The organism is Azospirillum sp. TSO35-2, assembly GCF_003116095.1.
Taxonomy (GTDB): domain Bacteria; phylum Pseudomonadota; class Alphaproteobacteria; order Azospirillales; family Azospirillaceae; genus Azospirillum.
Genome location: NZ_LGRA01000021.1, coordinates 932,846 through 959,656, shown reverse-complemented (window position 1 = coordinate 959,656; position 26,811 = coordinate 932,846). Strand labels below are relative to the sequence as shown.

23 protein-coding genes are annotated in these 26,811 nt (G+C 68.8%); 7 read left to right on the top strand and 16 right to left on the bottom strand.

All coding sequences use genetic code 11. The annotated features are described in order from the left end of the window. Nucleotides 1–92: 92 nt before the first annotated feature. The 3 genes from TSO352_RS20440 (at nucleotide 93) to TSO352_RS20430 (ending at nucleotide 5,490) form a co-directional block, all read left to right on the top strand. Entirely contained in the window at nucleotides 93–2,957 is a 2,865-nt protein-coding gene (locus TSO352_RS20440; protein ID WP_109109089.1) for a winged helix-turn-helix domain-containing protein, read from the top strand. Between the two features lie 173 nt (nucleotides 2,958–3,130). Next, nucleotides 3,131–3,916: a hypothetical protein gene (locus tag TSO352_RS20435; protein WP_109109088.1), complete on the top strand. Its 786-nt coding sequence runs from the start codon at nucleotides 3,131–3,133 to the stop codon at nucleotides 3,914–3,916. Between the two features lie 308 nt (nucleotides 3,917–4,224). Further along, nucleotides 4,225–5,490 (top strand): MFS transporter, encoded by a 1,266-nt coding sequence (locus TSO352_RS20430; RefSeq protein WP_247872518.1) that lies wholly within the window; start codon nucleotides 4,225–4,227, stop codon nucleotides 5,488–5,490. Between the two features lie 30 nt (nucleotides 5,491–5,520). On the opposite strand, the gene TSO352_RS20425 is transcribed toward TSO352_RS20430, so the two are convergent. After that, a complete protein-coding gene (locus tag TSO352_RS20425) occupies nucleotides 5,521–5,985 on the bottom strand; it encodes a DUF1348 family protein (RefSeq protein WP_109109086.1) in 465 nt (154 codons plus the stop codon). A gap of 98 nt (nucleotides 5,986–6,083) precedes the next feature. Next, nucleotides 6,084–6,887, bottom strand: coding sequence for an SDR family oxidoreductase (locus tag TSO352_RS20420; protein WP_109109085.1), 804 nt, complete (start codon nucleotides 6,885–6,887; stop codon nucleotides 6,084–6,086). A gap of 271 nt (nucleotides 6,888–7,158) precedes the next feature. Between TSO352_RS20420 and TSO352_RS20415 the strand changes: the two genes are divergently transcribed. Then, nucleotides 7,159–10,017 carry a winged helix-turn-helix domain-containing protein gene (locus tag TSO352_RS20415; RefSeq protein ID WP_199231679.1) on the top strand — a complete coding sequence of 953 codons (2,859 nt, stop codon included), beginning with the start codon at nucleotides 7,159–7,161 and terminating at the stop codon, nucleotides 10,015–10,017. A 17-nt stretch (nucleotides 10,018–10,034) separates the two neighbouring features. Here TSO352_RS20415 and TSO352_RS20410 read toward each other — a convergent pair whose 3' ends face one another. Then, entirely contained in the window at nucleotides 10,035–10,382 is a 348-nt protein-coding gene (locus tag TSO352_RS20410) for a nuclear transport factor 2 family protein (protein WP_199231678.1), read from the bottom strand. Nucleotides 10,383–10,912: 530 nt separating this feature from the next. Between TSO352_RS20410 and TSO352_RS20405 the strand changes: the two genes are divergently transcribed. Next, complete coding sequence (locus tag TSO352_RS20405; RefSeq protein WP_109109084.1) at nucleotides 10,913–11,239, top strand: hypothetical protein; 327 nt, start codon at nucleotides 10,913–10,915, stop codon at nucleotides 11,237–11,239. Nucleotides 11,240–11,397: 158 nt separating this feature from the next. Here the strand turns inward: TSO352_RS20405 and TSO352_RS20400 are convergent, their stop codons facing one another. Continuing rightward, nucleotides 11,398–12,141, bottom strand: coding sequence for an SDR family oxidoreductase (locus tag TSO352_RS20400; protein WP_109109083.1), 744 nt, complete (start codon nucleotides 12,139–12,141; stop codon nucleotides 11,398–11,400). A 135-nt stretch (nucleotides 12,142–12,276) separates the two neighbouring features. Between TSO352_RS20400 and TSO352_RS20395 the strand changes: the two genes are divergently transcribed. Next, nucleotides 12,277–13,176 (top strand): AraC family transcriptional regulator, encoded by a 900-nt coding sequence (locus tag TSO352_RS20395; RefSeq protein ID WP_109109082.1) that lies wholly within the window; start codon nucleotides 12,277–12,279, stop codon nucleotides 13,174–13,176. Between the two features lie 7 nt (nucleotides 13,177–13,183). On the opposite strand, the gene TSO352_RS20390 is transcribed toward TSO352_RS20395, so the two are convergent. The 6 genes from TSO352_RS20390 to TSO352_RS20365 all read right to left on the bottom strand — a co-directional run bounded on the left by TSO352_RS20390 (nucleotide 13,184) and on the right by TSO352_RS20365 (nucleotide 19,842). Then, on the bottom strand, nucleotides 13,184–14,260 hold the full coding sequence (locus TSO352_RS20390) for a maleylacetate reductase (RefSeq protein ID WP_109109081.1): 1,077 nt from the start codon (nucleotides 14,258–14,260) through the stop codon (nucleotides 13,184–13,186). Nucleotides 14,261–14,326: 66 nt separating this feature from the next. Next, entirely contained in the window at nucleotides 14,327–14,872 is a 546-nt protein-coding gene (locus tag TSO352_RS20385) for an NAD(P)H-dependent oxidoreductase (RefSeq protein ID WP_109109080.1), read from the bottom strand. Between the two features lie 94 nt (nucleotides 14,873–14,966). Then, a complete protein-coding gene (gene oxlT / locus TSO352_RS20380) occupies nucleotides 14,967–16,328 on the bottom strand; it encodes an oxalate/formate MFS antiporter (RefSeq protein ID WP_199231676.1) in 1,362 nt (453 codons plus the stop codon). Between the two features lie 91 nt (nucleotides 16,329–16,419). Further along, nucleotides 16,420–18,075, bottom strand: coding sequence for an AMP-binding protein (locus TSO352_RS20375; protein WP_109109079.1), 1,656 nt, complete (start codon nucleotides 18,073–18,075; stop codon nucleotides 16,420–16,422). Between the two features lie 47 nt (nucleotides 18,076–18,122). After that, a complete protein-coding gene (locus tag TSO352_RS20370) occupies nucleotides 18,123–18,875 on the bottom strand; it encodes a citryl-CoA lyase (protein WP_109109078.1) in 753 nt (250 codons plus the stop codon). An 85-nt stretch (nucleotides 18,876–18,960) separates the two neighbouring features. Further along, nucleotides 18,961–19,842 (bottom strand): intradiol ring-cleavage dioxygenase, encoded by an 882-nt coding sequence (locus TSO352_RS20365; RefSeq protein ID WP_109109077.1) that lies wholly within the window; start codon nucleotides 19,840–19,842, stop codon nucleotides 18,961–18,963. 218 nt (nucleotides 19,843–20,060) lie between these two features. On the opposite strand from TSO352_RS20365, the gene TSO352_RS20360 reads away from it, so the two are divergent. Continuing rightward, the gene (locus tag TSO352_RS20360) at nucleotides 20,061–20,963 is read left to right on the top strand and encodes a LysR substrate-binding domain-containing protein (RefSeq protein ID WP_109109076.1); all 903 of its coding nucleotides are present in this window, start codon (nucleotides 20,061–20,063) and stop codon (nucleotides 20,961–20,963) included. Nucleotides 20,964–21,107: 144 nt separating this feature from the next. On the opposite strand, the gene TSO352_RS20355 is transcribed toward TSO352_RS20360, so the two are convergent. The 6 genes from TSO352_RS20355 to TSO352_RS20330 all read right to left on the bottom strand — a co-directional run bounded on the left by TSO352_RS20355 (nucleotide 21,108) and on the right by TSO352_RS20330 (nucleotide 26,528). Then, the gene (locus TSO352_RS20355) at nucleotides 21,108–21,998 is read right to left on the bottom strand and encodes a LysR family transcriptional regulator (RefSeq protein ID WP_109109075.1); all 891 of its coding nucleotides are present in this window, start codon (nucleotides 21,996–21,998) and stop codon (nucleotides 21,108–21,110) included. A gap of 203 nt (nucleotides 21,999–22,201) precedes the next feature. Beyond that, nucleotides 22,202–22,528 carry a hypothetical protein gene (locus tag TSO352_RS20350; RefSeq protein WP_199231675.1) on the bottom strand — a complete coding sequence of 109 codons (327 nt, stop codon included), beginning with the start codon at nucleotides 22,526–22,528 and terminating at the stop codon, nucleotides 22,202–22,204. Nucleotides 22,529–22,557: 29 nt separating this feature from the next. Further along, entirely contained in the window at nucleotides 22,558–23,022 is a 465-nt protein-coding gene (locus TSO352_RS20345; RefSeq protein ID WP_109109073.1) for a nuclear transport factor 2 family protein, read from the bottom strand. 73 nt (nucleotides 23,023–23,095) lie between these two features. Beyond that, entirely contained in the window at nucleotides 23,096–23,644 is a 549-nt protein-coding gene (locus tag TSO352_RS20340) for a peroxidase-related enzyme (protein WP_109109072.1), read from the bottom strand. Between the two features lie 132 nt (nucleotides 23,645–23,776). After that, nucleotides 23,777–25,855, bottom strand: a complete 2,079-nt coding sequence (locus tag TSO352_RS20335) for a pyridoxamine 5'-phosphate oxidase family protein (protein ID WP_109109071.1) — start codon at nucleotides 25,853–25,855, stop codon at nucleotides 23,777–23,779. Nucleotides 25,856–25,916: 61 nt separating this feature from the next. Continuing rightward, nucleotides 25,917–26,528, bottom strand: coding sequence for a glutathione S-transferase (locus TSO352_RS20330; protein WP_109109070.1), 612 nt, complete (start codon nucleotides 26,526–26,528; stop codon nucleotides 25,917–25,919). Nucleotides 26,529–26,811: the final 283 nt, after the last annotated feature.

Here is a 26,811-nt window from a genome sequence, read left to right as displayed (position 1 = left end):
TGGCCGCAGCCCACCCCGCCGCCTAGGGTTTGCGCACCGCCCGTCGCTCTGACGGCCGGACCCTGGGCAGACATGCGGTGGAGGGCCTTGGCATGGCTGACGACAGCCGAGTTTTCGAGCAGGTGCGTTTCGGACCTTTCCGACTGTCCTCCGCCGAACGGCTGCTCACCTGCGATGGCGTGCCGGTCGCGATCGGCAGCCGTTCGCTCGACATCCTCATCGCGCTGGTCGAGCGTGCGGGCGACGTGCTGTCCCGCCGAGAGCTGATCGACCGTGTCTGGCCCGACCTTGTGGTCGAGGAGGCCAATCTCAGGGTCCACATCCTCGGGCTGCGCCGGGCGCTGGGCGACGGACAGGACGGCGCCCGCTACGTCACGAACATTCCCGGGCGCGGCTACTGCTTCGTCGCCCCGGTGCGGCGGGAGCGGTCGGAGGACGGGCCTCAGCCCCCGGCGCCGCAAGCACGGTCCCGCGCCGCAAAATCGCTTCCCGCCAGGCTCGGCCGCATGATCGGGCGCGAGGCCGATGTGGCCGCGCTGTCGCGGTTGCTGATGGCCCGCCGCTTCGTCAGCGTGCTGGGTGCCGGTGGGCTCGGCAAGACGACCGTGGCGGTCGCGATCGCGCATGCCCTGCTCGACGAGTTCCAGGGTGAGGCGTTCTTCATCGACCTGAGCGCGCTCGGCGACGGTGCCCTCCTGCCGTCGGCGGTCGCCGCCGCGGTCGGTCTGCAGATCCAGGAGGACATCGGTGCGGCTGGCCTGCTGGCGGCGCTGGCGGACCGCCGCCTGCTGCTGCTGCTCGACAGTTGCGAGCACATCGTCGATGCCGCCGCCGCCCTCGCCGAAATCCTCTTCGCCGAGGCGCCGGGGGTTCATCTGCTGGTCACCAGCCGCGAAGCGTTGCGGGTCGAGGGCGAACAGGTTCATCTCCTGCATCCGCTCGGCATCCCCGCACAGGAGGACGGAGCCACCGCCGAAACGCTGCTCGCGACGGCGTCGGGGCAGCTCTTCATGGAACGCGCGGACGCCGCCGGAAGCCGCTCCGCCCTGACCGACGAGGACGCCCCCGTCGTCGCCGGCATCTGCCGGCGCCTGGACGGCATCGCGCTCGCCATCGAGTTGGTGGCGAGCCGGGTCGGCACCTACGGGATCCGGGGCACGGCCGACCTGCTCGACGGCCGCCTCAAGCTCCTGTGGCAGGGCCGGCGCAACGCCGTGCCCCGGCACCAGACCCTGCAGGCGATGCTGGATTGGAGCTACGCGTTGCTGTCCTCCCGGGAACAGCGGGTCCTGCGGCGCCTGTCGGTGTTCGTCGGGTTCTTCACCCACGCGGCGGTCAGGTCGGTCGCCACCGACGAGTGCATCGACGATCTGGAGGTCACGGACGCCGTGGAGGCGCTGGTCGACAAGTCGCTGATCTCGGCCTGCACGAACGAAGGGACGCTCTGTTTCCGCCTGCTGGATACGACGCGCGCCTATGCGGCCGTCAAGCTGGCGGAAAGCGGCGAGGGACCGCTGATCGCCCGGCGGCATGCCGGGTTCTGCCTGGACGGGCTGGCAGGCGAGGGGATCGACCCGCAACACGCCGGCGGACGGGAGCCGGGCCGGCACGCGCCGGACCTGAGCAACGTCCGCGCCGCGTTGGAATGGGCATTCTCGCCCGAGGGCGACCGCCCCCTCGCCGTCCGGCTCGCCGCCCACGCGATGCCCCTGTTCCTGGGGTTGTCCTTTCTGGGAGAATGCCGGCGCTGGTGCGGGCGCGCGCTCGCCGCCCTCGCGGAGGAGGAGCGCGGAACCCCGACCGAGCTGGCGCTGAACGAGGGGCTGGCCGTCTCGGCCATGTTCACGCGCGGCAACAGCGTCGAGGTGCGCGCCGCCATCGAACGTGGGCTCGATCTTGCGGAGGCGCTCGGCGACTGGAACCATCAACTCCACCTGCTGGCCGGGCTGCACATCTACCTGACGCGCATCGGCGACTATCAGGGGGCGCTGGACTGCGCCAGACGCAGCGTCCAGGTCGCCGGCACCACCGGCAGGACCGGCGCCTTGGCCATGGCCGACTGGATGCTGGGCTGCACCTATCATCTGGTGGGCGACCAGGACGGCGCGCAGCGGCATTGCGAGATCGGGTTCGGGCATGTGCCCGTGGATGCCCCGATCGACATGGGCTTCTTCGGCTACGACCACCGCGTCCGCGCCCTGATCGTGCTCGCCCGCACGCTGTGGCTGCGCGGCTACCCCGACCGGGCGGCGCAGACCTCCCTGCAGGCGATCGCCGTGGCGGAACGCCGGGACCATCCGGTCACGCTGTGCATCGCCCTGATCTACACCGCGACGGTGGCGCTGTGGAGCGGCGAGGATGATTTGGCGCGCGAACGGATCGAGCGCCTGCTCGCCTCCGCCGCCCGGCACTCGCTGGGCCCGTATCATGCCGTGGGGCAGGCGCTGGAGGGCGCGCGCCTGATCGCGCTCGGCGATGCGGCCGCCGGCGTCGCCGAACTGCGCAACGCCATGGCCAGGCTGCAGGTGGAGCAGCACGAGGTCCTCGGCGGCTTCTTCTCGCGCGCGCTCGCCGAAGGCCTCATGGCGACCGGCGACCTCGCCGAAGCGAACGCCATCGCGGGCGCGGCGATCGTGCGCGCGGAACAGGGCGGTGCGGTCGACGCGCCGGACCTCATGCGCGTCAGGGCCGCGATCCTGCTCGCAGGCCCCAGGCCGGACGTCGACGGCGCCGAGGGGCTGCTGACGGCGATGCTCGACCTCGCGCGCCGCCAGTCCGCGGCATCCTGGGAACTGCGTGCCGCCACCGCGCTGTCCAGGCTGTGGCTGCGGACCGGTCGCGGCGACGAGGCGCGGGCGCTGCTGACGCAGACGCTCTCGCCGTTCACCGAGGGATTCGCCACCGCCGACCTGCGCGCCGCCGAGGGGGTGCTCGCCCAGGCGCTGGATGCGGCCTGAGGGGCGTTGGCCCCCATGATCGGCCCGGCCCAGCCGGCTACAGCGCTTTACGACGCTGAACACCCGCGGGCGTCGGCGCGGAGGCATGCTGTGCCCGGCGAGTGATGGTGCAGGAGGGGCGGAAGGCGCCCCGGCCGGAGTGTCCTCGCTCGCCATGGACCGGAGGCACGCGGATGAACGGGTTGCTCGCAAAGATTCTGGATGCCCATGGGGGACTGGCGCTCCGCGACCGCTACACCCGGATCGAGGCGTCGGTGACCGTGGACGGCACACTCTGGGCACTGAAGGGGATTCGGCGCGATCCCGGCAGTTGGCGGATCCGCGTCTGGCTGCACGAACAGCGCGTGTGGATCGCTCCGGTCGGCGGGGCCGGTTGGAGCATGGAGTTCACGCCGGGTCGGGTCGCCATCCTCGACCGGTCGGGCGCGGTCCGTTCGAGGTTGCTGAACCCGCGGGTCGCCTTCGTGGGCCACGAGGTCGACACCCGCTGGGAACCGCTGCACTGGGCCTATTTCGCCGGCTGCGCGCTGTGGACCTGCGTCGCCACGCCCTTTCTGTTGGCCGGGCACGGCGTATCGATCCTCGAGATCGAGCCCCGGATCGAGCAAAGCGAGACCTGGCGCGTTCTGCGCAGCCGGTTCCCCGCCGGCTTTGCCACCCACAGCACCGTCCAGGACTTCTTCTTCGGGCGGGACCTGCTGCTCCGCCGCCACGACTATTCGATCGACATCGCCGGCGGGCTCGCGGTTTCGGAACTGGTCTTCGACTACGCCGAGGCGGCCGGAATCAGCTTCCCGACCCGATGCATCGTCTGCGCGCGCGGGCCCAGCGATCCTCCGCTCGCTGAAAGGCCGATCGTCTCGGTTGCCATCGGCGACCTGTGCTTTGTCGGGCCTGATGACGCCGATCCCTCCCGCCCCGGGCCGGAGAGGAGCGTCGGCGCGCCGGACGCGAGGTGACGTCACCCTGGCGGAAATCCAGCGTTGTATTCAACGGAGCTGCCGGTCGCTGCCTGAAGCGTAGGCAGCCCACATGCCCATCCGTTCCGCGATTTCGGGGCTCCAGACCTCCAGGCGGCGTCTTGCAGGCCATCGACCGGCGTGATATTGACGGCACAGAAATATTAGTGCCCCGTACATTACCATGTGTTGCTTGGACGCCGATCCTTTCCAAGTCTCCGGAGACTGTAATGCGGCCGCCTGATTCCAGTGCCGGGCTTTGTGCCGCGCCTCATGCCGCTTATTCGCGATACGCCCTTTGGTTGTTGATGCTCAGTTGCGCTCTGAATTTCCTGGACCGGCAGGTCGTCAATATTCTGGCAGAGCCGATCAAGCAGGAATTCAGCCTCAGCGACACGGAACTCGGCATCCTCACCGGGCTGGCCTTCGCCATCTTCCACGCGACATTGACGTTGCCGATGGCTTGGCTGGCCGATCGCGGCAATCGGGTCGTCGTGATTGCCGGTTCCATGGCCGCCTGGAGCCTTGCGACGGTGTTCTCCGGACTGTCCTCGGGCTTCGCGCAGCTTCTCGCGGCCCGCATGCTCGTCGGCATCGGCGAGGCGGGCGGTATCGCTCCGGCGCACGCCCTGATCGCCGATTCCGTGTCGAAGCGCAGGCGGGCCACGGCGATCGCCTTCTTCTCCGCCGGCATCCCGCTGGGCGGGCTGCTCGGCATGGCGCTCGGCGGTCTCGTCCTCGACGCCCATGGCTGGCGCACGGCCTTCATCGTGGCGGGCGCGCCGGGGTTTGTTCTGGCGCCGCTGATGCTCCTGACGCTGCGCGATCCCAAGCGCTCCGGCGGCACGGCGGCCCCGGCCGAGCCACCCGTCCCGTTCGCCGAAGCCCTGCGGGAGATCGTCTCCAAGAAGGCGTTCCTGCTCGTCGCCGCCGCCGGTGCCGCCATGACGTTCGTGAACTTCGGTCAGGCGGCCTTCATCGCGTCCTTCTTCTTCCGGGCGCATGGCGAGGCGCTCGGGGCCATGGCGGCCGTCCTCGGCACGGCGCTCGGGACGGCGATGGGGGCGGCGGCCCTGCTCGGGCTTGCACTGGGCCTGATCAAGGGCGGAACGGGCGTGGTCGGCGCCCTGGCCGGGGGATGGATGACCGACCGGATCGACGGTGACGGCTATCGCGCCTACGCGACGCTCCCGGCCATCGCCGCCATCGTCCGGATTCCCCTGTTCACCATGGCGCTCCTGACGCCCGATGCGCGGGTGGCCTTCACGCTGCTGGCGGCGCACTTCCTCGTCGGTGGGGTCGGCGGCATCGGCGGCTTCGCCGCGGTCCAGGGACTCGTCCGTCCCCGGGTGCGTGCGACGGCCGCCGCCGTGTACGGCCTGGGGATCAACCTCGTCGGCCTCGGGCTGGGCCCGCTTGCCGTGGGCCTCGCGAGCGACGCCTTCAGAACGTCGGGGCTGGGAGCCGTCGAAGGCTTGCGCTGGGCGCTCATCGCCAGCTCCGTGCCGATGCTGCTGGTCGCCGCCCTCAACTGGCGTGCGCGCCGCCTGATCGCGGTCGAAAGCGTCGGCTGACGCACACGTCGGGAGGCGGGGGCAGGCGGCCTACAGGCCGAGGTCGCTGAGCCCGGGATGGTCGTCGGGACGGCGACCGAGCGGCCAATGGAACTTCCGCTCCGTTTCGGCGATGGGATGCTCGTTGATGCAGGCGAACCTGTTGACCATCATCCCCTCGGCATCGAACTCCCAGTTCTCGTTGCCGTAGGCCCGGAACCAGGTGCCGCTGTCGTCGTGGTATTCGTAGGCGAAGCGGACGGCGATCCGGTTGGCGCCATGGGTCCAGACCTCCTTGATCAGGCGATAGTCCAACTCCCGCGTCCATTTGCGGGCGAGGAACGCCTCGATCTGGGGACGGCCGTCGATGAACTCGGCACGGTTTCGCCAATGGCTGTCGATCGTATAGGCCTGCGCGACGCGAACCGGGTCGCGGCTGTTCCAGCCGTCCTCCGCCAGGCGCGCCTTCTGCGCGGCGGTTTCATCGGTGAAGGGGGGCAGCGGGGGACGGCTCATGGATGGTCTCCGTTGTTCCAGGGGGATGGTCGTGGCGTGGGGGTTTCGGCCGCGGGCCGGGCCCGGCCGGCTCCGCGCTTGTTCCGGCCGGCGTGCCGTCAGAGGCGCGCGTCCCAGGCATCGGCCTGATGCTGCTTGAGCATGTCCTCGAGATGCTGCGGCACGACGTTCCGGACCTTGCCGCTGTCGGCCGGAATGATCTCGACCATCGCATCGATCAGTTCGCTGGGTTCCATCCGGCTCTGCGGCGTGCCCAGAAGGCCGTCGAAGGTGCGGCGCATGTCCGCCCGCTTGGTGAAGTTGCGCCGGTCGTCGAGCCAGCGGAACGCCGTGTCGGCCATGGTTTCGTTGAACCCGGTCAGATAGGTGCCGGGATTGATCGTTTGGACCTGGATGCCGAAGGCGCCGAGTTCCTGCCGCATGGACTCCGCCACGGCTTCCAGGGCGTGCATGGTCGAGGCGTGGAGGCCGAAGGCCGGCGGCGTGTGCAAGCCGCCCGTCGACGAGGTGAAGACGATCTTCCCCGTCTTCCCCGCCTCGACCCACCGCCGCACGACGCCCTGGGTCAGGGCGAGCGGGGCGAACAGGTTGACCTCGAAGCTGCGGCGGACGAGTTCGGCCGGCATCTCGCTCACCGGTCCGCCCTCGCCGATTCCGGCGTTGTTGACGAGGATATCGATATCCCAGCCAAGCGCCTGATCGACGTCGAACCGGTCGAGGAGATCGAGCTTCTCCACCCTGAGGTTCGACAGCCCGAGCGCCGCCGCCTTCTCCCGCAGCGCGGTGACCTGCGGCGGGATCTGCACGGTCGCGATGACGTCGCAGCCGGCGTGGGCCAGCCCGATCGCCGTGCCCTCGCCCAGACCGGAACCGGCGCCCGTCAAGAGGATGGTCTTCGGCAAGCGCTGGGTCCTTTCGAACAGGGGTGCACGAGGCCGTTCCGGGGCCGTTCCGGGGACCGTTCCAGTCGGCCGGTCCAGCTTTGGTGGGCCGGCGCCTCCACTCGCGCCAGGATGCCGGAGGGCGACCGTCCCGGCCAGTTAATCCCTGTTAGACGTTGCGAGCGTGGGCCTATGACAAAAAGCCGATTCGCCACCGGGAGGAAACTTGGCCATACGATGCTGTGTCTATGCCGGCTTCTTCCTGCACGCTGTCCCACGATTTGAGTTCCAGTTGAGCAGCAACGCACGTGAACCCCGGAATGGTGTGTCGTTCGGGCCGTTCCGCATTTTCCCGGCCGAGCGCTTGCTTGAGAGGGACGGCGTCGTCGTGCCCGTCGGCAGCCGGGCGTTCGATCTGCTGGCCGCCCTTGTCGAGAAGTCCGGCGACGTCGTCGGGAAAGACGAGCTGATCGCCCGCGCCTGGCCCAACCTGATCGTCGACGAGAGCAGCCTCAGGTTCCACATCGCGGGCCTGCGCAAGGCCTTGGGCGACGGGCAGTCCGGCGCCCGCTACATCGCGAACGTGCCGGGCCGCGGCTATTGCCTGGTGGCTCCCGCGATCCCGTTCGATGCGGCTCCCCCCGCCGCCGCGCCTCCCCTGGAGGTCGTGCGCCCGGTCCAGGGCCTTCCGCACCGGCTGACCCGAATGATCGGACGGGACGAGACCGTCCGCCGCATCGGTGATCTTCTGGCCCGGAAACGCTTTCTCACCATCCACGGGCCTGGCGGCATCGGCAAGACGACGGTCGCCGTCGCGGTGGCGCATGCCCATCTGGATGCGGTCGATGGCGCCGTATATTTCCTCGACCTCGCCCCGCTCGCCGATCCGGCGCTGGTCGTCGACGCCCTGGCTTCGGTCCTCGGCGTGATGCCGCAGGCCGTGGACCCGGTTCCGGCCATCATCGACTTCCTTCACGGTCGTCGGGCGCTCATCGTGCTGGACAGTTGCGAGCATGTGGTCGGCGCTGCGGCCACCCTGGCGGAGCGGATCCACCAGGAAGCGCCCGGGGTGGCGCTGCTGGCGACCAGCCGCGAGCGGCTGCGGGTGGAGGGCGAGCATGTCGTCGAGTTGCCGCCGCTGGACCGGCCGCCCGACAGCGGCGCCCTTTCCATCGGGCAGGTTCTGAACTTTGCCGCCGCCCACCTCTTTGCCGACCGCGCCGCCGCCGGCGGCTATGGCGCTGAACTCACCGACGCCGATGCGGCGACCGTGACCGAGGTCTGCCGGAAGCTCGACGGCATCGCGCTGGCCATCGAGCTGGTCGCCAGCCGGGTGGCCGCCCATGGCCTGCACGAGACGGCGGCGCTGCTCGACGGCCGGCTGCGGCTTCTCTGGCAGGGCCGCCGCACGGCGCTGCCGCGCCACCAGACCCTCAATGCGGCGCTCGACTGGAGCTATGACCTGATCAGCGAGGTCGAGCGGACCGTCCTGCGCCGGCTCTCCATCTTCGTGGGTCCCTTCCCGCTCTCGGCCGTGCAGTCCGTTGCGCCCGACGACCGTCTCGAGGATGTGCTGGTCGTCGAGGCGCTGGAGGGGCTGGTCGCCAAGTCGCTCGTTTCGGTCGGGCAACAGGCCGCGGCGTCGCAATACCGCCTGCTCGACACCACGCGGGCCTATGCCAACGGGAAGCTGGCCGAGAGCGGGGAACTGAACGGCATCGCCAAGCGCCACGCGGCCTATGTCCGCGATGCTCTGCGGGACATCGCGGCCGCGTCGAGCGGTGGCGGCCTGGGCGCCTCGAAGGACGCGCCGAGCATCCTGGGAGACGTTCATGCCGCGCTCCGGTGGAGCTTCGCCGCTCAAGGCGAGGCCGCGCTGGCCGCAAGCCTTGCCGCCGCGGCGGTCACCCTGTTCGCCGGGCTGTCGCTGCTGAACGAGTGCCGGCGCTGGAGCGAGGCGGCGCTGTCGGTGATCGACGACGCCAACCGCGACACCGAAACCGAACTGCAGCTGCAGGCGGCGCTCGGGCACGCCCTGATGTTCACCGACGGCAACGGCGACCGGACCCGGGCCGCCCTGGAGCGCGCGCTGGAGATCGCCGAGCGGCTTGGCGACCGTCCCGGTCAATTCCGTCTGCTGAGCCGCCTGCACATGTACTACCGGCGGCGCGGGGAGCTTTCCCTGCTCGAGCCGGTCGCACGGCGCATGGAGACGCTCGCCGCGCGGATCGGGCATCCGGCGGGCGTCGCGGCGGCCCACAACCTGCTCGGCGTGTCGCATCATCTCACCGGCGACCTGCCGGCTGCGCGTGCGCATCTGGAAGCCGTGCTGCATCTGGCGGAGTTCCGGCGCGTCGTCCCCGGCCATTTCGCCTTCCACCGCAATCCCTCCATCGCGCTGGCCCGGAATCTCTGGCTCCAGGGATACCCGGACCAGGCGGTCGCGGCGGCGAAACCGCTCGCGACGCAAACCGCCACCGCGGATCTGGTGACCTATTGCATCGGCCTGATCTGGGGAGCCTCGGTCTTCCAGTGGGTCGGCGACTGGGACATGTTCGAAGCGCTCGGGGAGCGCCTGATCGCCAGCGCCGCCAGCCATTCCCTCAAACCGTACGAAGCGGTGGGCCTCGCCATGCGGGGCGAGAGGCTGATCCAGGCTGGCCAGCTCGACGGCGGCATCGGGCTCCTCCAGACCGCCGTCGCGGCGCTCAGGGCGGATCATTACGAGCTTTACACGTCGGGCTTCGGCGGGTCGCTCGCCATGGCGCTCGCGACGCGCGGGCTCGTCGCCGACGCGCACGCGGTGATCGACGAGACCCTGGCGCGGGTTCTGCTCCATGGCGGCTCCTTCGAGCTTCCGGAGCTGCTGCGCATCCGTGGGGAGGTCCAACTCCGCCTGGGCGACGTCACCGGTGCCGAGGCCAGCTTCCGCGAGGCCATCAGCGTCGCCGATCGGCAGGGGGCGCTGTCATGGCGTCTGCGCGCGTGCACGAGCCTTGCCCGGCTGTGCAGGGGGGGCGACGGCGCGCGCGGGGCGCGTGACGCCCTGGCGGAAACCCACGCCCGGTTCACCGAGGGCTTCACGAGCGCGGATCTCGAGGCCGCGCAAACCCTGCTCGCCGAACTCGCGGCTGCCGACGGCGGCGAGTGAACCGCAGCGGCGGCCTGTCATTCCAGGTCGGCATCGATGCGCAGGATCAGCCCCTCTTCATTGGCGCGTATGTCGAGCACGCCGATCTCATGGCCGAAATCGCCGGTGAAATCGACCCGCACCCGTGCCCGCCCATCACCGGGCCGTTCGATCGACAGAACGCGGGTCACCGTGTGATAGCCGGCGAAATAGCGTTCGACATAGTCGGCAACGCCCGGATGGCCTTCGAAGCGATGACCGGTGGACGGATCATCGATCACCGCATCGGGCGTGAAAAGGGATTGCACCGCCTCGGTGTCGAAGGCGTTGAGTGCGGCGATCAGCGCGTCCGCGGTTCTGCGCAGGCGGTCGGCCGGCATCGGCATGGCGTAAACTCCTGTCCACTTGGTTCGCCCCACGGAAACCGGGGCCATTGCCGCCCGTTGTCCTCGCATCCTCTGAATGGCGGCGGGCATCGTCGCGACCTTGTGCGTCCGTTCCCGTGTCGCATGAACCGGGCCGGTGCCGCGAGTTAAGCATCGTGAATGTCCGTAAGGCCGCCTGCGGCATCCGGAGGGCTCCGGGCGCCGGCGAAGCACCCGCGTCCCGAGGGGACTCCAAGGATGGCGGCATCTCCCCCGTCAAGAACAGCCATACAACAGCGCGCCGTAAAACAGGTGAACGGGACCGCCGATTCTTACAACGACCGAGACGACGGAGAACAACGGTTGATGGACGCTCACGCCGATTAACAACCATCGCGGACGATTTGCGCGGATCATCAGTTCATCGGGCCGGTGGGCAGCGGCTCAAAGCCCATCCACTGCAACGGCCTGCGCATCAACACTCCATAACCCCAGGGCTCCGGCTCGAACGCGTTGAGGCCACAGCCCGCCTCCGACCAAGGATACCCATCATGACGACCAACCACAGCGTCACCGCCGCCCTGTTCTCCGTCCTGCTGCTCGCCGCCGGCTCGGCTGCGGCCGAGAACTCGCTGGACAGTCAGTTTGCCGAAACCGAGAGCGCTCTGCAGGCCTGGAACACCGGCGTGTTCGGCCGCGAGGAAATGCTGCAGACCGGGCAGTACCTCGTCATGGCCCGTTCCCTGGCGCACCAGGGCCGCACCGCCCAGGCCCAGCAGTACCTCAACGTCGCCCGCGGTCTGCTGCGTCTGCCCGCCGGCCTGAGCCTTGCGGAACTGGACGGCGCTCCCAAAATGGCGCTCCCCAAGGAGCCCTGACACCCCGATGGGGATAATGACGCCGGCCGGTCGGCGAGGGGTGCTATCCATGAAGGCGTTCCTCACCGCGGCCGGCGTCGCCAGCCTGACGATCGGAACCCAAGCCCGGCCGTTCTTCCGGACGGCCGGTTCCTGTGCCTGGAAACCGGCTGCCGCCGCTAGACGATGTAGCCGCCGGTGACTTCGATGGATTGCGCGTTGACCCAGGCGTTGTCGTCGGACAGCAGGCTGGCGATCACCCGCCCGACGTCGTCCGGTTCGCCGACACGGCCGAGCGCGGTCTGCGAGCCGAGCAGCGCCGCGAATTCGTCGCTCAGCCCGCCGCCCAGGTCGGTGCGGATCGCGCCGGGCGACACCGCGTTGGCACGGATGCCCCGGCCGCCGAACTCCTTGGCCATATACCGGGTCAGCACCTCCAGCCCGCCCTTGAACGCGGCATAGGGGGCGACGCCCGCCGTGGCGACGCGCGTCGTCGCACTGGTCAGGTTGACGATGTGGCCGCCGTCCGCGAGCAGCGGCAGCAGCGTCTGGGTCAGGAAGAACGGTCCTTTCAGATGGACGTTCAGCAGACCGTCGAACTGTTCCTCCGTCACCGTTTCGATCGGGTTGAACAGCCCATGGCCCGCGTTGTTGACGAGACAGTCGAAACTGGTCCGATCCGACATCGACCGCAGCGCCTGCTCCACCCCGGTTCGGAACGCCGGGAAGGAGGCGATGTCGCTCACGTCGAGCTTCAGGCTCACCGCCGTGCCGCCCTCCGCCCGGATCCCGCGGACCACCTCGTCCGCGCCGGCCGGGTGGGTGTTGTGGGTGATGATGACGCCCATGCCGCGGCGGGCGCAGTGCAACGCCGCGCTTCGGCCGATGCCGCGGCTGCCGCCTGTGATGACCGTGATCTTCACGTGTGTCCCCCTGTCGTGCTGATGGCGATTCCCTATCAGCCGGGCGTCACGGCGGACAGAGCGGTTCCTCCCGGGTTCTTGCCTATTCCTGCTTTCGGGCTGGCTGCCGGCGGCGGCACCGGACATCATGGAGCGATGGAAACCCAGCTTGCCGAACTGCGACATCTCGCTTCCCGTGCCGAAAACCGGCGGACCGAAACCGGCATCCCCCGCGTGGCGATGGCGCAGGGAGACATTCCCGAGCATATGCTTGCCGCGGTTTACGATCCCATGGTCAACCTGATTCTGCAGGGCGGCAAGACCATGACGATCGGCGACCGCGTGCTTCACTACACGCCGGCCGACTATTTCGTCATGTCCACCCACCTGCCGGCGATCGGCCGGGTCCATCAGGGTGGACCCGGACGGCCCTATCTCGCCGTCAGCCTGACGCTGGCCCCCGATGTCATCGCGGCGATGCTGGCCGACGCCCCGGCTCCGTCGCCGCTCGGCGAGCAGTCGAGCGGCTTCTCGGTGGCGTCCGTCACGCCCGAGTTGCTCGACGCCTGGGTGCGCATGCTCCGGCTGATGGATCACCCCGCCGATATCGCGGTGCTCGCCCCGGCCTATGAGCGGGAAATCCTGTACCGCGTCCTGCAGGGGCCGCACGGCTGGCTGCTGCGGGACATCGCCCTCCCGGACACGGCGCTGGCGCGCGTGCGCCTCGCCATCCAGTGGATCAGGACCCACTTTGCCGAGCCGATGCGCGTCGACAGGCTCGCCGACATGGCGGCCTTGAGCGTGTCGGCGTTCCATCGGCATTTCAAGGCCGTGACCGCCATGAGTCCGCTCCAGTTCCAAAAGCGCATCCGTCTGCTTCACGCCCGCAGCGTCCTGATCGCCAATGGCCGAAGCGCCTCCGCGACCGCGTTCGAGGTCGGCTACGGCAGCCCGTCCCAGTTCAGCCGGGAGTACATCCGCTTCTTCGGTTCGCCGCCGGCCCGGGATGCCGCGATGATCCGGCGCCGGTGGATGGCCGCGACCGCGGACGACTGATCCGCGGTTACCGAGCCGGAGATGGCTCTTCCAGCCGGTCGGGCGGCAAACCCGCCCAGGCCCGGCGGAGGAGGTTCCGGATCGCCCCGCGGTCGAAGGGGCGCGGGTTCCAATAGGGGTCCCTCACGGACAACGCGGCGATCTCATCGATGCCGTCCTCCGGCATGCCCAGGTCCTTCAGCGCGGACGGTGCGCCCAGCCTTGCGGCCAGATCAAACAGGCCCCGCGCCGCATCCCGCGTTCCGAGCGCGGTCGCGACGCGGGCCATGGCGTCGGGGGCCGCCGGTGCGTTGTAAGCGATCACATGAGGCAGGACGACCGAATGGGTCTGCGCGTGCGGCAGGCCGAAGGTGCCTCCGAGAGCATGGCACAGCTTGTGGTGCAGGGCCATGCCGACCGTGCCGAGGCAGATGCCGCACAGCCAGGCACCGTAGAGCGCGTCCGAGCGGGCCCCGCGGTCGGTCGGCGCCGCGACGATGCGGGGCAACGCCCGGCCGAGCGCGCGGATGGCCTCTTCGGCCATCAGCGACGTCACCGGGTTGCTGGCCTGGGCGTACAGCGCCTCCACCGCATGGGCCATCGCGTTCATGCCCGAGGTCACCGACAGCGCCGGCGGCAGGGACAGCGTCAGGTCCACGTCGTAGATCACCGTTTCGGGAAGGACCTTCGCGCTGCGCTGCGTCGTCTTGTGCCCCTTCTCCGTCTGGCCGAGGATCGGCGTCATCTCCGACCCGGCGTAGGTGGTCGGGACGACGACCTGCGGAAGGTCGGTCCGCAGCGCGATGGCTTTCCCCAGCCCGATCGCCGATCCTCCGCCGATGGCGACCGTGCAGTCGGCCCGCAGATCCTGCAAGACCGCCAGCGCGCGCTCCGTCACATCCACCGGCGTGTGCATGGCCGCATCCTCGAACACGCCGGCGATCCGGCCGACCGCGGCGGCCTCGGCGGCCGCGCGGTCGCGGCGGCCGGTCAGCAGAAGGGCCCGCCGGCAGCCGAGACGCTCCAGTTCCGACCCCAGGCGGGTTATCGTCCCGGACCCGAAGACGACGTGCATCGGCGAGCCGGTGTAGACGAACGGGATCATGTCATGGTCCTCAAGAGGCTGGTTTCGTCACGCCGTCCCGTCGCTGCGGCCTTCCCCGGCACGCTCTCAACCTTTCAGCCGCAGGGCCAGCCGTTTCAGGCCCGACAGATGGCCGGCGACGACGTTGCGCGTGGCCTCGTCGGTCAGGCGTCCCCGCTCGTCGAATCTGGCGGCGGCGCCACCGACCAGGACCTCGGGTCCGTTCAGCATCTGGGCGTTCAGGTAGACCAGGATCTGGCGCAGGTGATGGTTGGCGAACGCGGTTCCGAGGATGCTCTGGCTCGCCCCCATGATGGCGACCGGCTTGTCGTCGAAGGGCTGGTTGGGCGCCCGCGAAGCCCAGTCCACGGCGTTCTTGAGCACCCCCGGGATGGACCGGTTGTATTCGGGCGTGACGAACAGGAGCGCATCGGCCCGCCGGATTTTCGTGCGGAGGTCCTCGACGCTCGGCGGAAAGCCTTGGAGCCGCACATCGTCGTTGTAGAACGGGATCGGCGAGAGGTCGAACTCCTCGATGGTCATGCCATCGGGCGCCAACTCCGTCGCCGCGCGCAACAGCGCCGTGTTGTAGGACCCCTGCCGCAGACTTCCGGAAATTCCCAGGACGTTCATGATGCTGTGATCCTCCCGTGTGGTCTTGCGGTCTCGTCCGAGATGGTGCCGCAGGGCCGGGTTTCGCAGTCCGGCCCCGCGGACGGGCAGGGGGTCAGCGCCGGACGGTCGCGCCGGCCGCCGCCGGGGCGGCGTCCTGCCGGAGGAGCCAGCCGCGGCGCATCGGTTTCAGAACGCACAGGGCCAGCCCGGCGGTGCAGAAGTCAAGGACGCTGACCAGGGTGAAGACCAGCGGCCAGGACTGGGTCTGCTCGTAGATCACCGCCGCCAGCGGCCCGCCCAGGATGGACCCCACCGCCGTCGCGATCAGCAGGAAGCCGAAATTGTTCGCGGCGTGCCGCGGACCGAACAGGTCGCCGAGCAGCGACGGGAACAGCGAGTAGATCTCGCCCCAGCCGAAGAACACCACGCCGGTGAGCAGCACGAACAGCAGCGGATCATTGCCGAACGTCAGCAGCAGCAGGATCGACAGGCCTTCCAGCGCGAAGGCGACGACCATGGTGTTCTCACGCCCCAGATGGTCGGACACCCAGCCGAAGAAGGGCCGCGTCAGCCCGTTGGCGATGCGGTCGACCGTCAGCGCCAGCGGCAGGGCGGCCATGCCGAACACCATGACATCCTTGGTGATTCCGAAATCCTTGGCGAACGCGCCGATCTGCGAGATGACCATCAGGCCGCCGGTCGCGACCATCGTCATCATCGCGAACAGCAGCCAGAAGATCGGCGTCCGCAGCATCTCCCGCGGGGTGTGGCTGCGCCGTCCCGCCATCTTCGCCTCGGCCGCAGCCCGGAAACCGGCCATGTAGCCCGCGGGCGGCCGGGTCATCCCCTGCGCCGCCAGCACGCAGATCCCTCCCAGGATCGCGCCGAAGACCAGCAGCGTGCTCTGATACCCCATCGCCTTGATGGCGGTGTCGATCGGAAAGGTGGTGACGATCGCGCCGAAGCCGTAGCTGCCGGCGACCATGCCGATGGCGAAGCCCCGGCGGTCGGGGAACCATTGCGTCATCAGTTCGACGACGGCGACGTAGATCATGCCGGTGCCGATGCCGCTGAAGACGCCGTAGGTGATGTAAAGCACCGGCAGGCTGGTCACGGAGGCCGACGACATCCAGCTCGCCGCCACGAACAGGCCGCCGACGGTGGCGAACTGGCGCGGCGTGAACCGTTCGGCCAGATAGCCGTGCATCGGGCCGAAGCCGCACTGGAAGATGCTGAACAGGGCGATGGTCACCTGAAGCGCCGACAGGGACACGTCGAAGCGGCTCAGCATCGGCTGGACGAACAGCGCCCAGACATATTGCGGGCTGGAGATCGCCATCATCGCGACGACGCCCAGGACCAGCTGCCGCCAGCGGACGCGGGTTTCCCATCCCGATGCGGTTTGCGCCACGGCGGTCGACCCGACCCGACCCATCCGGTCGGCCATCGGATTTGGATGCGTCTCTTGCGACATGGCGTTCCTCCTTGATGATGCTTTGTTTTCGGTGTTCTGCCAGCCGCATGCGGGGCTGCACCCGGTTGCGGCCCCGGTCAGCGCCGGTGCGTCAATGGACCGGTGCCGAGGCCCGGCGCTCGCGATCGAAGGCCCGCGCCAGCAGGGACGGGTCCTGCTTGAGGCGGTATTTCTCCACCCGGTGGGAGGAGGTGTGCGGCAGCGCGTTCACGAAGACGACGAAGCGGGGGATCTTCATCGCCGCCATCCGGCCGTTGCACCACTCGACGATCGCCTCGGCGGGCGGTGGATCGGCGCGGGGGACCAGCACCGCCATGATCTCCTCCTCGCCCAGTTCCGACGGCACGCCGATGGTGGCGGCCTCCAGGATGCCGGGATGTTCGGACAGGATGCGGTCGAGTTCGGCGCCCGAGATGTTCTCGCCCCGGCGGCGGATGATGTCCCGCTTGCGGGCGACGAAGTAATGGTAGCCGTCCTCGTCCCGCCGGACATAGTCGCCGGTGCGGAACCAGCCGTCCTGCATCGCCGCGCGCGTCTGTTCGGGATCGTCGAGATAGTGCAGCGCCATGATCGGCGTCTTGACGAGCAGCTCGCCCATGTCGCCGACCGGCACGTCGCGTCCGTCCTCGTCCACGATGCGCAGCTCGACGAAGGGGTCGTCGAAGCGCGGATGGCGCGCGGGCCGGCCGATGCTGCCGACCTTGTGCGGACCTTCGAACGGGTTGTTGCAGGCGCCGGGGATCTCCGACATCCCGTAGCCCTCGATCAGGGTGGGGACGTGGAACTCCTGCTGGAAGACCCGCATCATCTCCGCGCTGATCGGCCCGCCGTAGATTCGGGTGATGCGGTGACCGGGGTCGAACTCGCCGCGCGGCCGGTTGGCCAGGATGTTGCCCAGCGCCGCCAGGATGTTGAACACCGTCGCCCCGGTTTCCGCCGCCAGCCGCCACAGGCGCGACGCGCTGAAGCGGGACGTCGTGATCATCGCCGCGCCGGCCGCCAGCGCGCCGCCCCAGGAGTAGAACAGGGCGTTGATGTGGAAGATGGGCAGCACCGTCAGCAGCCGGTCGGACGGCTGGAGGTGCATGCGCTCCACGAAGGCCTCGGCCGCCCAGACGTAGTTCTTCTGGCTGTGGACGACGCCCTTCGGGAAGCCGGTGGTGCCCGAGGTGTAGATGACCACGGCGGCGTCGTCCGGCTGCGGTTCCGGAAGGTCGATGGCGCCGTTCGGCCCTGCGTAGCGCTCGATGTGTGCCGTGACCCCGGCGACGTCGGCGGCGGCCCCGCCGATCTCGTCGAGCGGCAGAAGCCAGGGAACCTCGTCGAAGGACCCGGTGATGCGCTCGACCCGCTCCAGGTCGGCGGTCTGGCAGGCGACGGCGGTCGGGCGGCAGTGGCGGAGGATGTAGGACAGCTCGGCGTCGGTCAGGCCGGGGTTCATCGGCACGAAGACGGCGCCGGCCTTCGCCGTGGCGAGGAACATCAGCAGGGCCACGTCGCCGTTCGACGAGACGAGCCCGATGCGGTCCCCCTTGCGGATGCCGCGCAGCACCAGGGCACGCGCCAGCACGCCGCTCGCGTCGTCGATCTGGGCGTAGCTCCAGGTGCGGCCTTCGAACAGCAGGGCCGGGCGGTCGGGGCCGGTGGCGCGGCGGGAGGCCAGCAGTGTCGGGATCGTGTCCCGGTGCGGCGGATGGAGGGCGAGGACGTCGCGTGGCTTGAGATCGGTCGGCGTAGCGGTCGGCATGGGGGAGCCCCCTGGAAAAGCGGATGGTGTGGAAGGCCGGATGACGGTCAACCGGGCTCCTGCGCCTCGTGCTCGGTGCGCAGCCAGAGGTCCCGGGCCAGCGGCGAGCGGATTTCCTCCAGCAGATGGGCGACCAGCCCGATCGTGCGGGCGATCAGCCCGATGCCGCGGCTCACACGCCAGTCGAGGCCCAGTTCGCTGGCGATGGCGCCGATGGCGCCGGAAACGTTGATCGGCAGGTGACGCCCGAGCGACCGCTCGGCCTCGTCCGCCACAGCCTCCAGCAGCATCACATGGCCGCCGCGGAAGCCGTTCTCCGCCGCGATGGCGAGCAGGCGGGCGGTGCGCGGGTCAGCCTGCTTGTGGATCGGATGGCCCAGGCCGGGAATGATCCGCTTTTCGGCCTTGAAGCGCGCCACGATGTCCCGGGCCAGGGCTTGCCGCTGCTCCGCCGTGGCGTCCGCCGGCCGGGCCTCCTGAAGCAGGCGTGCCGCGCCCTCGATGCTGCCGACGAAAACCGTGCCGACGCCGCTGAGCCCCGCGGCCACCGCGGCCTGGAGCGAGTCCGGCGCGCCGAGATAGGTCAGCCGGGCCGCGAGCACGCTGGGGGTCAGGCCATGCTCGACCAGGGCGACGATCAGCGCGTTGAAGACGGCGTCCTCCCGTGGATCCGGCAGACGCCCCCAGATCTCCAGGAACGCCATCTGGCCGAGGTCGACCTTGCCGAGGATGTCGGTGACAAGGTCGAGCCCATGGATACGGATGCTGTCCGCATCACTGCGGCAGATCTCGCTGCGCATCGCAACTCTCCGAGATTTTTGAAGCGGATCGGGTGCCGGGGGGCGTGGCCGTTGCCACCGCCCTCTCGCGGCTTGGCCCTGCGGGTCAGGTCTGCAGGGCCGGTTCCATCACCGGGCAGAGCACGAAGTCATGCTCGACCGTGTGGAAGGGGACGCTCATCGCCTCTCCCGTGGGAGCGATGCCCGGCTCGTGCCGGCGGAAATCGATGATCAGCGACTCCTTGACGCCGAACACCGCGTCGGAATCGAGATACGCGTCGCCCGCCACGAACAGCTGCGTCGTGACCGTCTGGAAGCCGGGCGCGGAGACGATCATGTGGATGTGGCCGGGCCGGTAGGGATGGCGCCCCATCCGGTTCAGCATCGTGCCGACCGGGCCGTCGGTCGGAACCGGGTAGGAGGCCGGCCGGATCGAGCGGAACCGGTACCGGCCTTCCGCGTCGGTGCGCAGCTTGCCTCGCGCCAGCATCTGCGTCTGGCCGGGCAACTGCATGTCGTAGTTTCCCTCGCCGTCGCCCGACCAGACGTCGAGCAGCGCGCCCGCCACCGGGGCGCCGTCGAGTGTCAGGACGCGGCCGGAATAGAAGGCCGGCTCACCCTTGACCCCCTCGGCCAGATCGCTGCCGAGCGGCCGTTCGGGAGCGCCTTCCCAATAATAGGGGCCCTGCACCGCCGACTCCAGCGCACCCGCGGGCTTGCGGTTGTTGATCGCATCCACCAGCATCGACACGCCCAGGGTGTCGGAGAGCAGGATGAATTCCTGCCGCCTGTCGGTGCAGGTCTGCCCGGTCGCCGTCAGGAACTGGATGCCGGCCATCCACTCCGCCTCCGTCAGGTCCACCTCGCGGACGAAGTCGTGCATGTGGCGGACGAGCGCGGTCATGATGGTCTTGAACCGCGGATCGTCGCACGCGGCGAAACGGGCGAGCACCGCGTCGGTGATGCTGGATTCGTTGAACTGGCGCATCGTTCCCCCCTTGGGAATGCCACCGTCGGACGGCGGTCGTTGATATGGGGCGGCTCATTCCCGGATGATTCTTGTATCGTCCGCTCCCCGGAATGCTTCCAGATCTACCGTTTCCCGCACCAGCGGTGAAATGATAGATTCTCATCGTAACGATCGATGGCATCGATGATTGGAGCCTGGACGGCCGCCGCCGCCGGGTTCACCGGGAGGCTCTGGGCATGGAACTGCGGCATCTCCGCTACTTCACGGCGCTGGCGGAGCGCCTGAACTTCACGCACGCGGCGGAGAAGGTGCACGTCACGCAATCGACCCTCTCGCACCAGATCAAGCAGTTGGAGGACGAGGTCGGCCACCGCCTGTTCGACCGTGTCGGCAAGCGCGTCGTCATGACGGAGGCGGGCGAGACCTTGCTTCCCGCCGTCACGAAGGCCCTGCGCGAGATCGACGAGGGAATCCGGACGCTGAAGGGATCGGGGCGGCACCTCAGCGGCATGGTGCGCATCGGCGCCACCCACACCTTCAACATCAGCCTGATCCCGTCCTGCCTCGCAACCTTCCTCACCAACAATCCCTCGGTCCGCGTGACCGTGGAGGAGCTGTCGGCGGCGGAGATCGAGGAGCGGATCGAAGCCGACACGCTGGACATCGGAATCGCGTACCGGCCCATGGATCTGCGCGACCTGTGGTTCGAGCCGCTCTACAACGAGGAAATGGTGCTCGCCGTCGGCCCCCAGCATCCCTTTGCCCATCGCAAGCGGATCCGGATCATCGAGCTGCACCGGCAAAGCCTGGTCCTGCTGCCGAGGGAGTTCTCGACCCGGCAGATGCTCGACGGCTGCTTCCAGTCCGTCGGTGCCGAACCGGTCGTGGTGGCGGAGACCAACACGATCGCCGCCATGCTGAGCCTGGTGCGCCGGATGGAAATCGCCGCGATCGTTTCGGAGCAGGCCGTGTCGGAGATGCAGGACGTGCGCATCGTCGCGCTGGAAAGCCCGACGCCCATGCGAACCCCCGGGATCCTGTGGAAGCGGGACGGCGAGCGCGCGGCCGCGGTGCGCTCCTTCGCCGCCATCGTCCGGCGGGCGGTGTCGAGTGCCAAACTCAAACGCCCGCGGGAATAGGCGGGCGCAGGTCGGCACACACGAATTGCCCGGGGCAGGCCGCGAGCGCGGATCGCGTGGAAGCGGAATCGATTTGAAGCGTCGATCCGCTCGTCACAGGACGGATCCCGAGCGTCGTGCGTGTCCGATCGAACGCACGACGTTCTAGTTCAGGAGACGGTTCTCTCGCAGGCGCGCCACCGCCAGATCGACAAAGACTCTGACCTTCGCAGGAGCGTGACGCCCCTCGGGGTAGAGCACATGGATGGGCAACGGCGGTTCTTCATGATCGCCGAGCACGATCTGCAATGCCCCTTCCAGGAGGGCCGGGCCGATCTGATAATGGAGGACCCGCGTCAGGCCCCAGCCGCTTTCGGCGGTCGCGATCACCGCTTCGTTGGTGTTGCACTGGAGGACGGAGTCGATCGTCACCCGCTGATCCCCGGCGAACCGCCATTCCGGCGACGCCCATGCACTCGTCGACGCGGCGATCCGGTGATGCTTGAGGTCGGCCGGCGTCATCGGGACTCCATGGCGCTCGAAATAGGCCGGCGAGCCGCAGATCACCCGCCGCACCGTACCGACCTTGACGGCCGTAAAGCCTGAATCGGGCAGATGGCCGATCCGCACGGCGACATCGATGCCTTCGTCGACGATGTTGACGGGCCGATCGATGAAGAGCGTCCGAGCGCGCATCGTCGGATAGCTGTTCAGAAACTCGGTCACGATCGGCAGCGCATACATCTGCCCGAACAGCGCCGACGCCGTGACGGCGAGCGTTCCGGTCGGCGTGGCGTAGGAGCCGCCGGCCGCAGCCTCGGCCTCGGCAATGTCGGACAGTATCTGGCGGCAATCCTTGAAATAGCGGGCGCCCGCTTCGGTCGTCTTGACCGAGCGCGTCGTGCGAACGAACAGCCGTGTGCCGATCAGGTCCTCGAGCGACGCCACGGCACGGGTTACCGCCGGCGCGCTCATGTGCATGTGGCGAGCGGCCTCGGCGAAGTTCTCGGTCTCGACGACCTTCACGAAAATCCGCATCGCCTGCCAACGATCCATTCGTTCCCCCGTGCCTGCGCGGTCAAAGGATGGTCATAAGAACTTCCGGACGAATACTGGGATCGCGCCTTAGAACGTCTTCGTAATAACCGGATGAGCGGCCACTCGGCAAACGGAGTTTGAACAGATACCGCAAGAGTGGCGACGGCACAGCGGCCATGACGGGCTGCGAGGCCGCAATCTGGACATCGGATGCCATGATGTCAGACCTCCGTTGAAGGTTGGTTCCTGAAGGCCGCCGCCAGATGCTCGATCTTCCGGCAAGCCTGGCCGTCGATCCCGGCCCTCACCGCCCGCCCGCGCCGCGACCCGCGATCTTCGTCGTTCGACGCGAGCGCCAGAGCGATCGCCTGCGATGTGTGGAAGTCGAAGCTGGATCCACGTCTCGCCGCGTCGATTTCCGCGCCGGTCATGCCAAGCCGTCTGGCCGCGGTGTCCTGCTGCTGCAACAGCGGCCTGTCGCCGCTGCCGGCGGTCAGCGCCAGCTCGATCGACAATCGTGCTCGTTCGTTGAGCGTGAATCCAGCCATGGCGGCATCCTCGTTTGGAAGACAGCGTGCTAAAAGCCGAAATGGCTGAGGCCAGGGTGGTCGTCGGGCCGGCGGCCGAGCGGCCAGCGGAACCGGCGGTCGGTTTCGGCTATCGGATGCTCGTTGATGCTGGCGTGCCGGGCGCGCATCAGGCCATCCTCGGCGAACTCCCAGTTCTCGTTGCCGTAGGCGCGGAACCACTGGCCGCTGTCGTCGTGATACTCATAGGCGTAGCGGACCGCGATGCGGTTTCCTGCGAACGCCCAGAGTTCCTTGATCAGCCGATAGTCGAGTTCCTTGTTCCACTTGCGGGTCAGGAAGACTTCGACCTCCGCCCGGCCGTTCGCGAACTCGGCGCGATTCCGCCAACGGGTATCCTCGGTGTAGGCCAGGGCGACCTTGGCGGGGTCGCGGCTGTTCCAGCCGTCCTCGGCGAGGCGGACCTTTTCGATGGCGGACTGCTCGGTGAAGGGGGGAAGCGGCGGACGGGACATGGCGTTCTCCTTTGAGTCAGGCGGCGTGGGAGGATGGGCGGCAGGGGGAAGCCGGCCGCCCGCCCGTCCGTTGTCAGGCGGCGACGTGATCGATGCGGGGGAAATCGATCTCGGTGTCCAGCGCCTCATTGACGTAGTTGGTGAAGGTGTTCAGCGCGACATGCCCGATGATCTCGAGGATCTCCGCGTCGCTGTAGCCGGCGGCGCGCACCGTCTCGATCGCCCGCGGTCCGACGGTGCCGCGCGCGACGGCGAGGGCCTTGGCGAACTCGACCGCCGCCGCCGCCCTGGCGTCGTTCGAGCTTCCCCGGCGGTTGGCCGCGATCTCGCTCTCGTCGAGCTTGGCAAACTTGCCGCCGGTGAAGGTGTGGGCGGACAGGCAGTACTCGCATCCGTTCACTTCGGCCATCACGAGCGCGATCCGCTCGCGGGTCGCGTGGGGCAGCGTGCCCTTGCCGAGAGCGCCCTGGAAGGCGGTCCAGCCGCTCAGCGCCGCCGGGCTGTTTGAAACCAGGCGGAAGATGTTCGGCACGCGGCCGAGCTGCTTCTGCACCGATTCCAGGATCGGACGCGATGCCTCGGGAGCATCGTCGATGGTCGCGGGCGTCGGAATATGGGACATCGTCTTGTCTCCGTTTGTGAAAGAGGGGTGTTCCCTTCCCCGGCAGGATGGTCCCGACCATCTGCGATGGTGAATGTCGGAAAGGAGGAAGGGACTGTTGCCGCGGGCGTCGTAATCGGGCCCGGGACGCGGTCAGAGGGCGAGCTGGATGCGGTTCTCTTCGTCGGCGTCCTGCGCGGCCGGTACGGCGCAGCAGATCAGGACCTCGTCGGCGCCGACAGCCGCGGTTGGTTCCTTGAGATATGTCACGGTGCCTTTGAGCAGCTTGGTCCGGCAGGTCCCGCATGTGCCCTCGCGGCAACTGAACTCGGGCTGCAGGCCGCGCGCTTCCGCCAGTTCGAGCAAGGTGCCGGAGTCCGGTGTCCAGCGGGCCTCCTTCAGCGCGGTCATGAAGGCCACCGGCACCGGCTTGGGCGACGGCGGGGGGCGACGGTGCGAGGCGACGCCGGCATCGGCCCCGGCATCCGCCGTGCGCTGCAAGGACGACGGTCCGAAGGCTTCGGCGTGGATCCGCCTGTCGTCGATGCCGCCGTGCCGCAGCCCGTCATACAGCGCCTGTGTGAAGGATGGCGGGCCGCAAAGATAGACGTCGTAATCGTCGAACGGCAGAACGCGCGTCAGCAGGGCCATGTCGATGCGACCGGCCGCATCATAGTCGACGCCCGCTTCGGCGCCGTCGGGATCGCTCAGCACCCGGATCCATGTCACCGCTCCCCGCGCGGCGTCCACCAGATCGGCGATCTCCCGCCCGAAGGGACGATCCGACGCCGAACGCGCGGCCTGGACCAGGATGACCGGCCGCATCCGCTGCCTGCGCAGCCCCTCGTAGACCACGTGACGCAGCATCGCCAGCAGCGGGGTGATCCCGATCCCTCCCGCCAGCAAGACCGCGGGTCTCGTCTCGTACGGGTCGATGGTGAACCGGCCTTCGGGGGCGCGCGCCTCGATGACGTCGCCGACCCGGATGGTGTCGTGAAGGTGGTGCGACACCGCACCGTCGCGTTTGACGCTGATGCGGTACAGACCGTCGGACGGGGCGACGGACAGTGTGTAGGTGCGTATGAGTGGCCTGTCCGCGCCCGCCGGCGTCACGCGGATCGGCAGATGCTGACCGGCGGCATGGGGAAGAAGACCCGCCCCGTCACCCGGCTGGAGATGAAAGGAGCGGACCGACGGGCTTTCATCGACGATCTTCGTCACCTTGTAGGGCCGCCAGCGCGTCGCGAGTTCGGCCGCCTGCAAGCGCGCGGACGCCTGGGCCCAATCCCCCGTCATCAGCGAACTCGGGGACCAGCCGTCCTTCCGGAACGACCAGCGCAGCGCCAGTGCGCCGGCCCGGCGTCGAATACGGCGCGGCCGGAAGGTCCACAGCCGCTCCGCGCCCTGGAACGCGGCGATCTCGGGCGAGTCCAGGATCACCTCCGCGTCGCCGGTCATCTGCAGCATGTCGCCGTTCCCGTAATCGACGAAGACGAGCCCGGCCTTGCCGTTCAGGACGATGTTTCCAAGGGTCGAGAAGAAGAGATTGCCGTTGAAGTCCGGTACGGTGAGGGTGCCGTCCGCGGCGATGCGGACGAAACCCGGCTTGCCGCCGCGATGGGACACGTCGACCTGCCGGCGCTCCGCACGGTCGGCGTAGGTCGCGACGAAGAAGGCATCCGCCGCCCCGATCATGGCCCGCGCCGGGCAATCGAGTTGGGGCAGGTCCTCCACGACACCCGTGAATCGCTCCGCGGGGTCCCGGGCGACGTCGAGATCGCGAAGCTGGATATAGCGCGGACAGTTTCCGAAGCTCTGGTCGACATCGACCCGGAAACCGGATTCGTGGGCCGTGAGGACGCCGTTCATGCGGTTGCGGCGCCGGGTGTGCATCTCGATCCCCAGCAGACCGACCGGGCTTCCCTCCCGCATGCCCGCGCTCGCCGGATCGCTGGGGTCCGCCTGAGCGGCGATGTCGAGGGTCGTCGGCGTCGGCGACGACAGGAACCCCGGCTTGCCGGCAAGGAGCGTGGCCCACGGGTCGCCTTCCGGGTCGACGCTGCCCAGCACGATGAAGGGAAGCTGGGCATAGAAATCGCGGTGCTGGTCGGGCATGTGGTCGCGGATCACCCGTTCGCCGACGACCGCCATCCGCTCGGCCACGCCGACCTTCTCCTGAATGAACCTTTCACCCTCGTGCCAGGTCGGCAGCGTCGTCCGTGTCGCGGTCATCTCGGATGTCCCATGCGGATCGAGGTTGCGGGTGCGCCCTTCGGCGCGCCCGGGTGCGGGGTCAGGCGGCCAGGCCGACCGGTGTCTGGGCGAAGGGGACGAAGCCCGGCAATGCCTCGACCCGGCGGAGGAAGGCGTTGACGGCCGGGTACCCCGAGAGGTCGACGTTGCCCTCCGGCGCCCGCGCGACGTAGCTGTAGATCGCGACATCGGCGATCGTCGGACGCTCACCGACCAGCCAATCCTGTCCGCTCAACCGGTTCTGGAGCTTTTCCAGCAGGGCATGCGCCCGCGTGATGACCTCGTCGGCGTTGTACGGCGCCCCGAACACCGTGATGAGCCGGGCCGCCGCCGGACCATAAGCCACCTCGCCGGCGGCGACCGACAGCCAGCGCTGGACGGCGGCGGCACCCCGCGGGTCTTCCGGCAGCCAGTCGGTACGCCCGGCCTTCTTGGCGAGATAGACGAGGATCGCGTTCGAATCCGCGATGACGACGCCCGCGTCATCCAGGACCGGCACCTGACCGAAGGGGTTGAGCGTCAGGAACTCGGGGCTCTTGTGCGCGCCGGCCTTGAGGTCGACCTCGACCAGTTCATGAGGCAGCCCAAGAAGCGAGACGAGCAGGCGCGCACGGTGCGAGTGACCCGACAGCGGGTGGTGATACAGCTTCATGTCCAAGTCCTGCGATGCATTGGACGGGCTCATTCCCGTTCAGCATCGCCAGACTGATCCATCCGCCGCGTGGCGGGAATGACCGGCTTCGACACTTCATCATTGCGTCTGGTGAAATGATGGCCCAGCGAACCGCAGCGGGTTTTCCGGGAGGCCATTTGTGTTGAGTTACGCCGCCATGGCGGCGTCCTCGGTTTGAGCATGGTCGCGCGCTTCGGCTTCGGCTCCGGCGCGCCCCGCGACAACCGCCTTCCGATTTGTGCGCCAAAGTCCCTTTCGAGCG

Coding starts and splice junctions, on each gene's coding strand:
- TSO352_RS20375 (WP_109109079.1), bottom strand. CDS start 18,075: ATGCCGACCGCTACGCCGACCGATCTCAAGCCACGCGACGTCCTCGCC.
- TSO352_RS20350 (WP_199231675.1), bottom strand. CDS start 22,528: ATGGCTGGATTCACGCTCAACGAACGAGCACGATTGTCGATCGAGCTG.
- TSO352_RS20330 (WP_109109070.1), bottom strand. CDS start 26,528: ATGAAGCTGTATCACCACCCGCTGTCGGGTCACTCGCACCGTGCGCGC.
- TSO352_RS20360 (WP_109109076.1), top strand. CDS start 20,061: ATGGAACTGCGGCATCTCCGCTACTTCACGGCGCTGGCGGAGCGCCTG.
- TSO352_RS20340 (WP_109109072.1), bottom strand. CDS start 23,644: ATGTCCCATATTCCGACGCCCGCGACCATCGACGATGCTCCCGAGGCA.
- TSO352_RS20440 (WP_109109089.1), top strand. CDS start 93: ATGGCTGACGACAGCCGAGTTTTCGAGCAGGTGCGTTTCGGACCTTTC.
- TSO352_RS20335 (WP_109109071.1), bottom strand. CDS start 25,855: ATGACCGCGACACGGACGACGCTGCCGACCTGGCACGAGGGTGAAAGG.
- TSO352_RS20430 (WP_247872518.1), top strand. CDS start 4,225: ATGCTCAGTTGCGCTCTGAATTTCCTGGACCGGCAGGTCGTCAATATT.
- TSO352_RS20410 (WP_199231678.1), bottom strand. CDS start 10,382: ATGCCGATGCCGGCCGACCGCCTGCGCAGAACCGCGGACGCGCTGATC.
- TSO352_RS20345 (WP_109109073.1), bottom strand. CDS start 23,022: ATGTCCCGTCCGCCGCTTCCCCCCTTCACCGAGCAGTCCGCCATCGAA.
- TSO352_RS20355 (WP_109109075.1), bottom strand. CDS start 21,998: ATGGATCGTTGGCAGGCGATGCGGATTTTCGTGAAGGTCGTCGAGACC.
- TSO352_RS20385 (WP_109109080.1), bottom strand. CDS start 14,872: ATGAACGTCCTGGGAATTTCCGGAAGTCTGCGGCAGGGGTCCTACAAC.
- TSO352_RS20425 (WP_109109086.1), bottom strand. CDS start 5,985: ATGAGCCGTCCCCCGCTGCCCCCCTTCACCGATGAAACCGCCGCGCAG.
- TSO352_RS20390 (WP_109109081.1), bottom strand. CDS start 14,260: ATGATCCCGTTCGTCTACACCGGCTCGCCGATGCACGTCGTCTTCGGG.
- TSO352_RS20395 (WP_109109082.1), top strand. CDS start 12,277: ATGGAAACCCAGCTTGCCGAACTGCGACATCTCGCTTCCCGTGCCGAA.
- TSO352_RS20365 (WP_109109077.1), bottom strand. CDS start 19,842: ATGCGCCAGTTCAACGAATCCAGCATCACCGACGCGGTGCTCGCCCGT.
- TSO352_RS20405 (WP_109109084.1), top strand. CDS start 10,913: ATGACGACCAACCACAGCGTCACCGCCGCCCTGTTCTCCGTCCTGCTG.
- oxlT (WP_199231676.1), bottom strand. CDS start 16,328: ATGTCGCAAGAGACGCATCCAAATCCGATGGCCGACCGGATGGGTCGG.
- TSO352_RS20370 (WP_109109078.1), bottom strand. CDS start 18,875: ATGCGCAGCGAGATCTGCCGCAGTGATGCGGACAGCATCCGTATCCAT.
- TSO352_RS20435 (WP_109109088.1), top strand. CDS start 3,131: ATGAACGGGTTGCTCGCAAAGATTCTGGATGCCCATGGGGGACTGGCG.